This window comes from Leclercia sp. EC_58 (assembly GCF_019584355.1).
Classification (GTDB): Bacteria; Pseudomonadota; Gammaproteobacteria; order Enterobacterales; family Enterobacteriaceae; genus Enterobacter.
Genome location: NZ_VDAM01000001.1, coordinates 4149093 through 4163313, shown reverse-complemented (window position 1 = coordinate 4163313; position 14221 = coordinate 4149093). Strand labels below are relative to the sequence as shown.

11 protein-coding genes are annotated in these 14221 nt (G+C 57.8%); 7 read left to right on the top strand and 4 right to left on the bottom strand.

What is annotated here, in order from left to right; translation table 11 throughout:
• The first annotated feature begins 2 nt into the window (after positions 1-2).
• From fruA to FHC51_RS20315, 4 genes are all read left to right on the top strand, one after another.
• On the top strand, positions 3-1697 hold the full coding sequence (gene fruA / locus FHC51_RS20330; RefSeq protein ID WP_114314428.1) for a PTS fructose transporter subunit IIBC: 1695 nt from the start codon (positions 3-5) through the stop codon (positions 1695-1697).
• A gap of 277 nt (positions 1698-1974) precedes the next feature.
• The gene (locus FHC51_RS20325; protein WP_220436458.1) at positions 1975-2910 is read left to right on the top strand and encodes a pseudouridine kinase; all 936 of its coding nucleotides are present in this window, start codon (positions 1975-1977) and stop codon (positions 2908-2910) included.
• Positions 2903-3838 carry a pseudouridine-5'-phosphate glycosidase gene (locus tag FHC51_RS20320; RefSeq protein WP_103825009.1) on the top strand — a complete coding sequence of 312 codons (936 nt, stop codon included), beginning with the start codon at positions 2903-2905 and terminating at the stop codon, positions 3836-3838. The genes FHC51_RS20325 and FHC51_RS20320 overlap by 8 nt, the downstream gene beginning before the upstream one ends.
• A 90-nt stretch (positions 3839-3928) precedes the next feature.
• Positions 3929-5182: a NupC/NupG family nucleoside CNT transporter gene (locus FHC51_RS20315; protein ID WP_220436457.1), complete on the top strand. Its 1254-nt coding sequence runs from the start codon at positions 3929-3931 to the stop codon at positions 5180-5182.
• A gap of 35 nt (positions 5183-5217) precedes the next feature.
• Here the strand turns inward: FHC51_RS20315 and FHC51_RS20310 are convergent, their stop codons facing one another.
• The 3 genes from FHC51_RS20310 to FHC51_RS20300 all read right to left on the bottom strand — a co-directional run bounded on the left by FHC51_RS20310 (position 5218) and on the right by FHC51_RS20300 (position 8266).
• Positions 5218-6294 (bottom strand): sugar kinase, encoded by a 1077-nt coding sequence (locus FHC51_RS20310; protein WP_220436742.1) that lies wholly within the window; start codon positions 6292-6294, stop codon positions 5218-5220.
• Complete coding sequence (gene nfo / locus FHC51_RS20305; RefSeq protein WP_103825011.1) at positions 6294-7154, bottom strand: deoxyribonuclease IV; 861 nt, start codon at positions 7152-7154, stop codon at positions 6294-6296. The genes FHC51_RS20310 and nfo overlap by 1 nt, the downstream gene beginning before the upstream one ends.
• A 65-nt stretch (positions 7155-7219) precedes the next feature.
• Complete coding sequence (locus FHC51_RS20300) at positions 7220-8266, bottom strand: YeiH family protein (RefSeq protein WP_220436456.1); 1047 nt, start codon at positions 8264-8266, stop codon at positions 7220-7222.
• A 123-nt stretch (positions 8267-8389) separates the two neighbouring features.
• Here FHC51_RS20300 and yieE point away from each other — a divergent pair, with 123 nt between their 5' ends.
• The 3 genes from yieE (at position 8390) to cirA (ending at position 13171) form a co-directional block, all read left to right on the top strand.
• Positions 8390-9259 carry a DNA-binding transcriptional regulator YeiE gene (gene yieE, locus FHC51_RS20295; protein WP_103825013.1) on the top strand — a complete coding sequence of 290 codons (870 nt, stop codon included), beginning with the start codon at positions 8390-8392 and terminating at the stop codon, positions 9257-9259.
• 178 nt (positions 9260-9437) lie between these two features.
• Positions 9438-10907 (top strand): amino acid permease, encoded by a 1470-nt coding sequence (locus FHC51_RS20290; RefSeq protein ID WP_103180338.1) that lies wholly within the window; start codon positions 9438-9440, stop codon positions 10905-10907.
• A 293-nt stretch (positions 10908-11200) separates the two neighbouring features.
• Complete coding sequence (cirA, locus tag FHC51_RS20285) at positions 11201-13171, top strand: catecholate siderophore receptor CirA (protein ID WP_220436455.1); 1971 nt, start codon at positions 11201-11203, stop codon at positions 13169-13171.
• Between the two features lie 170 nt (positions 13172-13341).
• On the opposite strand, the gene fghA is transcribed toward cirA, so the two are convergent.
• Positions 13342-14178, bottom strand: coding sequence for an S-formylglutathione hydrolase (fghA, locus tag FHC51_RS20280; protein WP_156239383.1), 837 nt, complete (start codon positions 14176-14178; stop codon positions 13342-13344).
• Positions 14179-14221: the final 43 nt, after the last annotated feature.

Below are 14221 nucleotides of genomic sequence, written 5' to 3'. Positions count from 1 at the left end.
TAATGAAAACGCTGCTGATTATTGACTCTGCACTCGGACAGGCTCGCGCCTATATGGCGAAAACCCTGCTGAGTTCGGCGGGACATAAAGCACACCTTGATTTCATCGACAACCCGGGCGATGCCGAACTGGTTATCGTCCTGGGCGACAAAATCCCGGCGGACAGCTCGCTGAACGGTAAAAAAGTGTGGCTGGGCGATATCAACCGCGCCGTTGCACACCCGGAACTGTTCCTGAGCGAAGCGAAAGGCCATGCGGCACTCTATACCGCACCTGTCGCGGCGGCGGAAACGGCTGTTGCTGCGGGGCCGAAACGCGTGGTGGCGGTTACCGCCTGCCCGACCGGCGTAGCGCACACCTTTATGGCGGCGGAAGCCATTGAAACCGAAGCCAAAAAACGCGGCTGGTGGGTAAAAGTCGAAACCCGCGGTTCCGTGGGCGCAGGTAATGCGATCACCCCGGAAGAGGTGGCGGCTGCGGATCTGGTGATTGTGGCGGCAGATATCGAAGTGGATCTGGCGAAGTTTGCCGGTAAGCCGATGTACCGCACCTCCACCGGTCTGGCGCTGAAGAAAACCGCCCAGGAGCTGGACAAAGCCCAGGCCGAAGCGAAACCGTTCCAGCCTGCGGGCAACACCGCGGCTGCGGCTTCTGAAGGCAAAAAAGAGTCCGCTGGCGCGTATCGTCACCTGCTGACGGGCGTCTCCTATATGCTGCCGATGGTGGTAGCGGGCGGTCTCTGTATCGCGCTCTCCTTCGCCTTTGGTATCGAAGCCTTTAAAGAGCCGGGTACCCTGGCGGCGGCGCTGATGCAGATTGGCGGCGGCTCGGCGTTCGCGCTGATGGTGCCGGTCCTGGCGGGTTACATTGCGTTCTCTATTGCTGACCGTCCGGGCCTGACTCCGGGTCTGATTGGCGGTATGCTGGCCGTGAGCACCGGCTCTGGCTTTATCGGCGGGATCATCGCGGGCTTCCTCGCAGGCTACATGGCGAAGCTGATTAGCTCGAAGCTGAAACTGCCGCAGAGCATGGAAGCGCTGAAACCGATCCTGATCATTCCGCTGATCTCCAGCCTGGTGGTTGGCCTGGCGATGATCTACCTGATCGGTAAGCCGGTTGCGAGTATCCTCGAAGGCCTGACCCACTGGCTGCAAACCATGGGCACCGCCAATGCGGTCCTGCTGGGTGCGATCCTCGGTGCGATGATGTGTACCGATATGGGGGGTCCGGTGAACAAAGCATCTTACGCCTTCGGTGTCGGCCTGCTGAGTACCCAGACCTATGCGCCAATGGCGGCCATTATGGCGGCGGGTATGGTGCCACCGCTGGCGCTGGGCCTGGCGACTATCGTTGCCCGTCGTAAGTTCGACAAGGCGCAGCAGGAAGGCGGTAAAGCGGCGCTGGTACTGGGCCTGTGCTTTATCACCGAAGGGGCGATTCCGTTCGCTGCCCGTGACCCGATGCGCGTGCTGCCATGCTGTATCGTCGGTGGCGCGGTAACCGGTGCTATCTCTATGGCGATTGGCGCGAAACTGATGGCGCCGCACGGCGGTCTGTTTGTTCTGTTAATCCCGGGTGCGATTACGCCAGTGCTGGGTTACCTGTTTGCGATTATCGCCGGTACCCTGGTGGCAGGCCTCTCTTACGCAGTGCTGAAACGCCCGGAAGCTGAAGCGGTTGCCGCGAAAGCAGCATAATCACTCACCATCCGAAAAGGGCAGAGGCGACTCTGCCCTTTTTTTTGCTTTTAATCGTGCTGCTGCTCGCAGTTTTTTGGAGACAAGAAAAAGTTATCTACAAAAAATTGTGATTATGTTCATAACCCTTTTACACCCTCTTTCCCACCGCTTTACTTTCCCCTTCTTACGCATACTATGAACACGTGTTCACATATAAACATGTGCTCTAATAGAAATTAAAATCACTCCCTCGCTTAATTATCATTGCGATGGCCTGCGTGCCAGAGGATGTTCTATGCGTGAAAAGGATTATATTGCTGTTATTGGTTCTGCGAATATGGATGTTGCTGGGTATTCAAACGCCTCGCTTAATTATGCGGACTCTAACCCAGGGAAAATTAAATTTACCCCCGGCGGTGTTGGGCGGAATATTGCGCAAAACCTTGCCTTGCTGGGAAAAAATGTCTGGCTACTTTCTGCTGTCGGCGATGATTTTTACGGTCAGTCGCTGCTATCACAAACCCAGGCCGCTGGCGTACAGGTAGAAAAATGCCAGGTGATCGCGGGCGAAGGCACCTCCAGTTATTTATCCTTGCTGGATAATACCGGCGAAATGCTGGTAGCCATTAATGATATGGCTATTTCTGACTACATCAATCCGGACTATCTGGCCCACCACCTGGCCTTTCTGCGTGCGGCAAAAGCGGTGGTGGTGGACTGCAATCTCAGTGAATCTGCGCTGGGCTGGATATTTGAAAATGCAGGCCAGGCGCCGGTGTTTGTTGACCCCGTCTCGGCCTGGAAATGCAACAAAGTACGCGACTGGCTGGGCCATATCCACACGCTGAAGCCCAACCGGATTGAAGCCGAAACCCTGAGCGGCATCCCGCTCTCCTGCGCGGCGGATGCCCCGAAAGTTGCGGCCTGGTTTCACCAGCATGGCCTGTTCCGGCTGGTATTGAGCATGGGCGGCGACGGCGTGTATTACAGCGAGAAAGGAGGCGAAAGCGGCTGGTCAGCCCCGTTTAAAACCCAGCTTGTCAATGTCACCGGCGCAGGGGACGCGATGATGGCGGGGCTCGCCTTCTGCTGGCTGGAAGGAGCTACATTTGCCCATTCCGTTCGTTTTGCCCAGGGCTGCTCGTCGCTGGCGCTGGCTTCCGTATATACCAATAACCCTGATTTATCGTCTGAAAACGTTAATGCATTAATGGAGAGAGAACATGTCTGAATTAAAATTATCTGCTGAGTTCCTGCAAATTTCTCCTGAGGTTCAGGACGCTTTAAATAATAACAAACCGATTGTAGCGCTTGAATCTACCATTATTTCTCACGGCATGCCTTTCCCGCAAAATGCCCAGACGGCGCTGGAAGTTGAAGATGCGATCCGCCAGCAGGGAGTTATTCCCGCCACTATCGCCATTATTCGTGGCGTAATGAAAGTGGGGCTTAGCAAAGAAGAAATTGAACTTTTAGGTCGTGAAGGCCACGCGGTGACCAAAGTCAGCCGCCGGGATTTACCTTTTGTGGTCGCCGCAGGAATAAATGGCGCGACGACGGTTGCCTCAACCATGATTATTGCGGCGATGGCCGGGATTAAGGTTTTTGCTACCGGCGGAATTGGCGGCGTACACCGCGGTGCGGAACACACGTTTGATATTTCAGCCGATTTACAGGAGCTGGCGAAAACCAATGTTGCTGTGGTATGCGCCGGGGCAAAATCTATTCTCGACCTCGGGTTAACCACCGAATATCTGGAAACTAATGGCGTACCGTTGATTGGCTATCAGACCCAGTCCCTGCCTGCCTTTTTCTGTCGCACCAGCCCGTTTGAGGTCAGCATTCGTCTCGACAGCGCTGAAGCCATCGCGCGCGCAATGGCGGTGAAATGGCAGACTGGCCTCAACGGCGGCCTGGTGGTGGCGAATCCCATCCCGGAACAGTTTGCGATGCCTGAAGAGACCATCAACGCCGCTATCGACCAGGCGGTTAAAGAAGCGGAAGAGCAGGGCGTGACCGGCAAAGCCAGCACGCCGTTCCTGCTGGCCCGCGTGGCGGAACTGACCGGCGGTGACAGCCTGAAATCCAATATTCAGCTGGTCTTTAACAACGCCCGCCTGGCCTGCGATATCGCGAAGGCGTACCAGCGCATCGCGTAACCTTTTCACAGGCAGTTTGCCGTCGCCTGTCTTCACAGTGGAATAAAGGATACCCGGCCAGTCGCCGGGTTTTCAGGTAAGGAAATCATTATGGACGTAATGAGAAGTCTGCTGGGTATGGCGGTTCTGTTGGCGATAGCCTTCCTCCTGTCGGTCAATAAACGCCGTATCAGTCTGCGTACCGTTGGCGCCGCTTTCATTTTGCAGGTGGCAATTGGCGGCATCATGCTCTATTTCCCACCCGGCAAATGGCTGGTGGAGCAGGCCGCCATCGGGGTCAGTAAAGTCATGTCCTACAGCGATGCCGGCAGCGCCTTTATCTTTGGCGCGCTGGTGGGGCCCAAAATGGACACCCTGTTTGACGGCGCCGGGTTCGTCTTTGCCTTCCGGGTGCTGCCCGCTATCATCTTTGTCACCGCGCTGATAAGCCTGCTCTACTACATCGGGGTGATGGGGCTGCTGATCCGCGTGCTGGGTGGCATTTTCCAGAGAGCGCTGCGTATCAGTAAAATCGAATCCTTCGTGGCGGTGACCACCATCTTCCTCGGCCAGAACGAGATCCCGGCGATCGTGAAACCCTTCGTCGATAAGCTGAACCGCAACGAGCTGTTTACCGCTATTTGCAGCGGGATGGCGTCCATTGCCGGTTCGATGCTGATTGGCTACGCCGGAATGGGAGTGCCGATTGATTACCTGCTCGCCGCCTCGTTAATGGCCATTCCTGGCGGGATTTTGTTTGCCCGTCTGCTGAGCCCGGCCACGGAGGCGTCACTGGTCACCTTCGATAACCTGTCGTTCAGCGACACGCCGCCGAAAAGCATTATCGAAGCCGCGGCGACGGGGGCGATGACCGGGTTGAAAATCGCCGCCGGGGTCGCCACGGTGGTAATGGCCTTTGTGGCGATCATCGCCCTGCTGAACGGTATGCTGGGCGGCATTGGCGGCTGGTTGGGTATTGAAAGCCTGAGCCTGGAGGGGCTGTTTGGTTACGCGCTGGCGCCGCTGGCGTGGATCATGGGGGTCGAATGGCAGGATGCGACGCTCGCAGGCAGCCTGATTGGACAGAAGCTGGCGATTAACGAATTCGTTGCCTATCTCAACTTCTCGCCATATCTGCAAACCGCCGGGCAGCTGGATGTGAAAACCATCGCCATTATCTCGTTTGCCCTGTGCGGTTTTGCTAACTTCGGCTCAATTGGGGTGGTGGTAGGGGCCTTTTCTGCGGTATCGCCCCAGCGCGCCCCGGAGATTGCCCAGCTGGGCGTACGGGCGCTGGTGGCGGCGACGCTCTCTAACCTGATGAGCGCCACCATTGCGGGCTTCTTTATTGGTTTAGCAGGCTAGTGACGCAGGCCGGGTAGGGCAACTACCCGGCCTGTTTACCGCTGGCTGTCCAGCAGCGACAGGACGTTATCTACCGACAGCGTCGGGTTATTGATACTTTCACTGGCGCGGGAGAGCGCCGCGCAGGCAGCCGCGAATCGGGCACTCTCCGTAAAATCGCTCCCGTCGAGGAAGCCATAAATCAACCCCGCCATAAAGGCGTCATCGGCCCCAAAGCGGTCGACCACCGGGTGGGTGGGGGGCGTCAGCAGAAGCGGCTCCGCGCCCTGCTCACTGCACAGCACCGAATCATCTTCCAGACAGACCACAATCCGCTGCACCCCTTTCTCATGCAGGGCGGTGAGGGCGCTCTTACGATCCTCGCACTCCGCCAGGATCTGCAGCTCCTTCAGCGTTGGCTTCAGGATATGGATGCGCGACAGCCAGGGTTTGATCCTCTCGGCTTTAAATTCTGAAACCGTGTCGACAAACACCGGCACATCCCCGGCGAGGGTAAAGACCCACTCCAGCGCTTCCGCGGTGAGGTTACAGTCGGCCAGCACCACGCCCGCATGGGCCAGCAGCTCGCGCGACTGGTTCAGCAGCTGCGGCGTCAGCCCCTGCAGGATATGGGTGTCATTGATCGCCAGCACAGTGTCGTCCTGCGGACTGGCAATCGACAGATAAGTTGCGGTGCTTTGTCCGTGCAGGCGGATGGTGCTCTGCACGTTAACGCCCGCCTGGCGGGTCTGCTCCAGCAGGGTTTCGCCATAAAAATCGCTGCCCACGGCAGAGATCAGGTGCACCTCGCGCCCCAGCAGCGCGAGGTTATGGGCAATGTTACGCGCCACGCCGCCCGCCGCGCACTGAATGGCCCCCGGATGGGAGGAGGGTTCAGGAAAACGAATATCGGCCACCCCGCGAATATCCATATTGATGGCGCCGAGCGCCACGCAATAATCCTGTTCGGTGAGGATATAGCCTTTGCCCTTGATCGCCCCTTTGCGCATCAGGTCCATAATGTGCGCAGCGACGCGGGAGCGACTGATATCGAGGATCTGGGCGATCTCATGCTGCTGAATAAGGGGGTTACGCCGCAGGATCTTCAGGATCTGCTTTTCCCTTTCGTTCATCATTCTGCGGTGGCCTCGGCATGCTGTTGCGCTTTCAGCCAGGCGATCTCTTCCGCCCAGATATCCGGGTTGATGGTTTCCAGCACCAGCGGAATGTTGTCGAAACGCGGATCCTGCATGATAAAGCGGAACGCATCATGGCCGATGTTGCCTTCCCCCAGGCTGTGGTGACGGTCAACGCGGCTGCCGAAGGTGCTTTTCGCGTCGTTGAGGTGCATACCGCGCAGGTACTCAAAGCCCACGACGCGCTCGAACTCGGCGAAGGTTTTTGCACACGCTTCCGCGCTGCGCAGGTCGTAACCGGCGGCAAAGGCGTGGCAGGTATCAATGCAGACGCCGATGCGGGATTTATCCTCCACGGCGTCGATGATGGCCGCCAGATGCTCAAAGCGAAAACCGAGGTTACTGCCCTGTCCGGCGGTATTTTCAATCACCGCCGTCACTCCCTGGGTCTGCGCCAGCACGATATTGATCGACTCGGCGATCCGCGCCAGGCATTCATCTTCGTCGATTTGTGCCAGATGGCTGCCGGGATGGAAGTTCAGCAGCGTCAGGCCGAGCTGCTCGCAGCGCTGTACCTCATCAAGGAAGGCTGCGCGGGATTTGTCCAGCGCCTCCTGTACCGGGTGACCGAGGTTAATCAGGAAGCTGTCGTGGGGCAGGATCTGGCCGGGGGAGAAATGGTATTTTTCGCAGGCCGCTTTGAACTCATCAATCACCTGAGTGGTTAACGGCGCGGCGCGCCATTGGCGCTGATTTTTGGTGAACAGGGCGAAAGCGGTCGCCTCGATTTCGGCGGCGCGAATAGCGGCATTTGCCAGACCGCCGGCAGCGCTGACGTGCGCTCCAACATATTTCATAAAGGGACTCCTGTTAACCCGCAAACGCATATGATAGCGGGTTAACAGGATAAGGCTACAGCGGTTTATGTCATCAGGCTATGCACCGCCAGGTTAATGGCGCCCCCGCCGACAATCAGCCAGACAAAGAGCAGCAGCGCCATCAGCAGCGGTTTCGCCCCGGCTTTTTTCAGGGCGCTGACGTGGGTGGTTAAGCCCAGCGCCGCCATCGCCATCGCCAACAGGATGGTATCCAGCGTCACCAGCATATCCACGACCGCTTTGGGCAGCAGATGGAACGAGTTAAACACCGCGACCACAATAAACAGGATCGCAAACCACGGGATGGTGATTTTGCTCTTCTCGCCGTTGCCCGCTGGCGCAAGCTGTTTCACCCTTGCGGCCAGAATCAGCAGGAACGGCGCCAGCATCATCACCCGCAGCATTTTGGCGATCACCGCGGCGTTCTCCGCATCCGGGCTGATGGCGTGACCCGCCGCGACCACCTGGGCGACCTCATGCATCGTCGATCCGATATAGATGCCGTAGGTTTCCGGGCTAAACCAGTGGGCTACCAGCGGATACATGGCCGGATAGAGGAAGATCGCCAGCGTACCGAAGATCACCACCGTCGCCACCGCCACGGTCACCTTGCTGGACTCGGCCTTTACCACCGGCTCGGTGGCCAGCACCGCTGCGGCGCCGCAGATGCTGCTGCCCGCACCAATCAGCCAGCTGGTCTGTTTGTCGAGCCCGAACACCTTCTGGCCGATAAAGCAGGCCAGTAAAAAGGTGCTCGAGAGGGTTAAAATATCAATCGCAATACCGCTTACCCCGACATCGGCAATCTGCGCGAAGGTCAGACGAAAGCCATACAGGATGATCCCGAGTCGCAGCAGATGCTGCTTGGCGAAGATAACGCCGCCGTCGCACGGCTTGTAGATCTGCGGATAAACCGTATTTCCGACGACCATCCCCAGCAGGATAGCCAGGGTCAGGGCGCTGAATCCGGCGCCTGCAACTGCCGGGATGCTGCCGCCCCATAATGCGACACCGGTGACCAGCGCGCTCAGCGCCAGGCCCGGAATGTAATGCCACACGGTACGATGATGCTGTAGGGTGAGTGTTGTCATAACCGTCTCCTTTTCTCTGGCTAAAAGGTTACGGCGCACTGGCTTAAAAATAAAATTGATTATATATTTATAATTAATCTTTATAAGTGGTAAGCAGAGTGCTTACCCTACCGGATAGCGACTATGCACATTACCTTACGCCAGCTGGAAGTCTTCGCCGAAGTGCTGAAAAGCGGATCTACCACCCAGGCCTCTCAGATGTTGGCGCTCTCTCAGTCCGCCGTCAGCGCTGCGCTCACCGATCTCGAAGGTCAATTGGGGGTTCAGCTCTTTGACCGGGTAGGGAAGCGGCTGGTGGTGAACGAGCATGGACGTTTGCTCTACCCGCGCGCGCTGGCGTTGCTGGAGCAGACCGTCGAAATCGAACAGCTCTTTCGCGAGGATAACGGCGCCATTCGTGTCTACGCCAGCAGCACCATTGGCAACTATATCCTGCCTGAAGTGATTGCCCGCTATCGCCGGGATTTCCCGACCCTGCCGCTGGAGATGAGCGTTGGTAACAGCCAGGACGTGATCAACGCGGTGATCGATTTTCGGGTGGATATCGGCCTTATCGAAGGGCCATGCCACAACGCCGACATTATTGCTGAGCCCTGGCTGGAGGATGAGCTGGTGGTCTTCGCCTCGCCGGCCTCTTCTTTATTACAGCAGGAGGTGACCCTGGAGCGGCTGGCGCAGGCGCCGTGGATTTTACGCGAGCAGGGCTCAGGCACACGTGAGATCGTCGATTATCTGCTGCTCTCCCATCTGCCGCAGTTCCATATGGGCATGGAGCTCGGCAATTCAGAGGCCATCAAACATGCGGTGCGCCACGGTCTTGGCATCAGTTGCCTGTCGCGGCGGGTGATTGCCGAACAGCTGGAGAGCGGAACGCTGGTGGAGATCCCCGTGCCGTTGCCCAATAAGCTGGTGCGTACCCTGTGGCGTATCCACCACCGCCAGAAGCACCTCTCTAATTCCCTCCAGCGTTTTCTGCGTTACTGCGAAATGTAATCCTGCCCGGCGGCGTTTTGCCCGCCGGTAGTCATTACTCGCATCAATACTATTCTCTGCTTTACTTATAATCCTGGACCGGTCATGAAGCTCTCTTATAACAGGGCATTTGTGCCGGAAGAGCCGGCGATCGTCTGCTACAATCGCGCCTCATTTTTTGAATGGACAGCATTTTCACATGGTTTCCGAAACTAAAACCACAGAAGCGCCCGCGCTACGTCGCGAACTCAAGGCGCGTCACCTGACGATGATCGCCATTGGCGGCTCTATCGGTACGGGCCTTTTTGTCGCCTCTGGCGCGACGATTTCAGCAGCGGGTCCTGGCGGCGCGCTCTTTTCCTATATCCTGATCGGTCTGATGGTCTACTTCCTGATGACCAGCCTGGGTGAACTGGCGGCGTACATGCCGGTATCCGGTTCTTTTTCTACCTACGGTCAGAAATACGTTGAAGAAGGCTTTGGCTTCGCGCTGGGCTGGAACTACTGGTACAACTGGGCGGTGACCATCGCCGTGGACCTGGTGGCGGCACAGCTGGTCATGACCTGGTGGTTCCCGGACACGCCGGGCTGGATCTGGAGCGCGCTCTTCCTGGCGGTGATCTTCCTGCTCAACTACATCTCCGTGCGCGGCTTTGGTGAGGCCGAATACTGGTTCTCCCTGATCAAAGTGGCGACCGTGATCATCTTTATTATCGTCGGCCTGGCGATGATCGTCGGTATCTTCCAGGGCAGCGAGCCTGCGGGCTGGAGCAACTGGACGGTTGGCGATGCACCTTTTGCGGGTGGTTTATCGGCGATGATTGGCGTGGCGATGATTGTCGGCTTCTCCTTCCAGGGGACCGAACTGATCGGTATCGCGGCGGGTGAATCCGAAAACCCGGAGAAGAACATCCCCCGCGCGGTGCGTCAGGTCTTCTGGCGTATCCTGCTGTTCTATGTGTTCGCCATCCTGATTATCAGCCTGATCATTCCGTACACCGATCCGAGCCTGCTGCGTAATGATGTGAAAGACATCAGCGTCAGCCCGTTCACCCTGGTGTTCCAGCATGCTGGTCTGCTCTCTGCGGCGGCGGTAATGAACGCGGTGATCCTGACGGCGGTGCTGTCGGCGGGTAACTCCGGGATGTATGCCTCTACCCGTATGCTCTACTCACTGGCCTGCGATGGCAAAGCGCCGCGTATTTTCGCGAAGCTCTCCCGTGGCGGCGTGCCGCGTAACGCGCTTTATGCCACCACCGTGATTGCCTGCCTGTGCTTCCTGACCTCGATGTTCGGCAACCAGACTGTCTACCTGTGGCTGCTGAATACCTCCGGGATGACGGGCTTCATCGCCTGGCTGGGCATCGCCATCAGCCATTACCGTTTCCGTCGCGGCTACGTGAAGCAGGGTTACGATATTAACAACCTGCCATACCGCTCCGGCTTCTTCCCGCTGGGTCCGATCTTCGCCTTTGTGCTCTGTCTGATCATCACCCTCGGCCAGAACTACGAAGCCTTCCTGGCCGACACCATCGACTGGGGCGGCGTAGCGGCCACCTATATCGGTATCCCGCTGTTCCTGATCATCTGGTTTGGTTACAAGCTGGCGAAGGGAACGAAGTTTGTGCGCTACAGCGAAATGGAATTCCCGAATAGCTTTAAAAAATAAGCGCACCACCTCTCTCTAACCCGCTCAGCCGAGCGGGTTTTTTATTTCTCCACAATATGCTCTCTTGACATAACTTTTAACAATTGAATTGATAATAGTTATCGTTTGCTTTATCATTAGCAAAGTAATCAAAAGGATGAAGGAGTCAACTTTCTCGCCCTGGTCAGGGGAGGGGTTGCGGCCACACCTGCAAAGAATTACCAGACCGACCCGCCGAAAGAAGCGGGCGGCATGCAATGCAATGTGAGCAGTACATATTTGATTTTGCTGTGTTTACCTCATGGAGAAATGGAATGTTTAGGTTGAATCCCTTCGTTCGGGGAGGGCTGTGCGCGTCTGCTCTTTCCCTGGCGCTGCCGGTTGCGGCGGTGGAATCTGGCGACACGATGGTCGTTACCGCCTCGGCCAACGAGCAAAACCTGAAAGATGCCCCCGCCAGTATCAGCGTCATCACCCAGCAGGATCTGCAGCGTAAGCCGGTGCAGAATCTGAAAGATGTGTTACAGGACGTGCCGGGCGTGCAGTTAACCAACGAAGGGGACAACCGCAAGGGCGTCAGTATCCGCGGGCTGGACAGCAGCTATACGCTGATCCTGATCGACGGCAAGCGCGTCAACTCCCGCAACGCCGTGTTCCGCCATAACGACTTCGATCTCAACTGGGTGCCGGTTGACGCCATCGAGCGCATCGAAGTGGTGCGCGGGCCAATGTCCTCCCTCTACGGCTCCGATGCTCTGGGCGGCGTGGTCAATATCATCACCAAAAAGATCGGCCAGAAATGGACCGGCAGCCTCACCGCCGACACGACTATTCAGGAACATCGCGATCGTGGCGACACCTACGGCGGCCAGTTCTATACCAGCGGTCCGCTGGTGGATGGCGTCCTCGGCCTGAAAGCCTTCGGCAGCGTCTCCCAGCGTGATAAAGACGATCCGCAGTCCTCTTCCACCAGCGCCACGGGCGAAACCCCGCGTATCGAAGGCTTTACCAGCCGCGATGCCAACGTTGAATTTGCCTGGACCCCGAACGAAAACCACGATTTCACCGCCGGGTATGGTTTTGACCGTCAGGATCGGGATTCCGACTCGCTGGACAAAAACCGCCTGGAGCGCCAGAACTACTCCCTAAGCCACAATGGCCGCTGGGGGCTGGGCAACAGCGAGCTGAAATTCTACGGCGAGAAGGTGGACAACAAAAATCCGGGCAACAGCAGCGCGATCACCTCCGAAAGCAACTCCATCGACGGTAAATATGTCCTGCCGTTGGGGGAGATTAACCAGTTGGTGACCTTTGGCGGAGAGTGGCGTCACGACAAGCTGAAAGATCCGGTCAACCTTACCGGCGGCAACAGCAGTAATACATCGGCCAGCCAGTATGCGCTGTTCCTGGAAGATGAATGGCGGATCTTTGAGCCGCTGGCACTCACCACCGGCGTGCGCATGGATGACCATGAAACCTACGGCGACCACTGGAGCCCGCGTGCTTACCTGGTTTATAACGCCACCGATACCGTAACGGTAAAAGGCGGCTGGGCAACGGCATTCAAAGCGCCGTCGCTGTTGCAGCTGAGTCCGGACTGGACCACCGGATCCTGCCGCGGTGCCTGTGAAATCGTCGGTAGCCCGGATCTGAAACCAGAAACCAGTGAAAGTTTTGAGCTGGGGCTTTACTACAGCGGGGAAGAGGGTTGGTTAGAAGGCGTTCAGGGGAGCATCACCGCTTTCCAGAACGACGTTGATGACCGGATCAGCATCAGCCGTACCGCCAACGTCAGCCAGGCGCAGAGCTACCCTAACTATGTCGGGCTGAATGCCGACGGCGAGCCGGTGTTCCGCTATTACAACGTCAATAAGGCGCGTATCCGTGGCCTGGAGACGGAGATTAAGTTCCCGATTGCCGAAGAGTGGCGGATGACGCTGAATTACACCTATAACGATGGGCGTGATATCAGCAACGGCGGCAACAAGCCGCTCTCCGAGCTGCCGTTCCATACCGCAAACGGTACGCTGGACTGGCAGGCGACCCAGGCGTGGTCCTTCTACGTGCAGGGGAATTACACGGGTGAGAAACGCGCGATTACCGATGGCGCGGCAACGCCGGGCGGCTACGTGGTGTGGAACACCGGTGGCGCATGGCAGGCAACCAAAAACGTTAAGCTGCGTGCGGGCGTCATGAACCTGCTGGATAAAGATCTCAGCCGCGACGACTACACCTATACCGAAGAAGGACGCCGTTACTTTATGGCGGTGGATTACCAGTTCTGATTGAGGGATCGCCGGAGCGGTGCGGTCTGTTTGCCGGGCGGCGCTGCGCTTGCCCGGCCTACGGGCTGGTGCGGTCTGTTTGCCGGCGGCACTGCGCTTGCTCGGCCTACGGGCTAGTGTGGGTTTTGTAGGCCCGGTAAGCGAAGCGCCACCGGGCATGAGGCTGGCACTTACTTCAACAGCTGCTGCGCATGGAAGCGCAGATGATCTTCAATAAACGACGCAATGAAATAATAGCTGTGATCGTACCCCGGCTGGATGCGTAACGTCAGTGGCCAGGCCTTCTGACGCGCGGCTTCCGCCAGCACCGCCGGTTGTAACTGGCTTGCCAGGAACTGATCGGCATCACCCTGATCGATAAGCGTCGGGATCGCCTGTTCCGGCTGGCTGGCCAGCATCAGGGCGCAGCTGTCCCACGCCTGCCAGTTTGCAGCATCCTCACCCAGATAGTGGCTAAAGGCCTTCTGCCCCCACGGCACCTGCGTCGGGTTGACGATAGGCGCAAACGCCGAGACGCTGACATATTTACCCGGGTTTTTCAGCGCCATCACCAGCGCACCGTGACCGCCCATCGAATGACCGCTGATGGCACAGCGATCGGCTACTGCAAATTCCGCCTGGATCAGCGCCGGCAGCTCGTCGCGCAGATAATCATACATCCGGTAATGACGCGCCCAGGGCTGCTGGGTGGCGTTCAGGTAGAACCCGGCGCCTTTACCCAGATCATATCCGGCATCGTCCGCCACGTCGTCGCCGCGCGGGCTGGTATCCGGCATCACCAGGGCGATCCCCAGTTCGGCCGCCACGCGCTGGGCGCCCGCTTTGGTGGTGAAGTTCTCATCATTGCAGGTCAGGCCAGAGAGCCAGTAAAGCACCGGCGGTTTCGCCCCGTCGGTCGCCGGAGGAAGAAAAATGCTGAACGTCATCGCGCAGTTCAGCACCGTGGAGTCGTGACGCCAGCGCTGCTGTCGACCTTCAAAACAGTGGTGCTCTTCGAGCAGTTCCATGCAGGGCTCCTTCAGGAAGGTGAGATCGGGATTGAAAGCCATA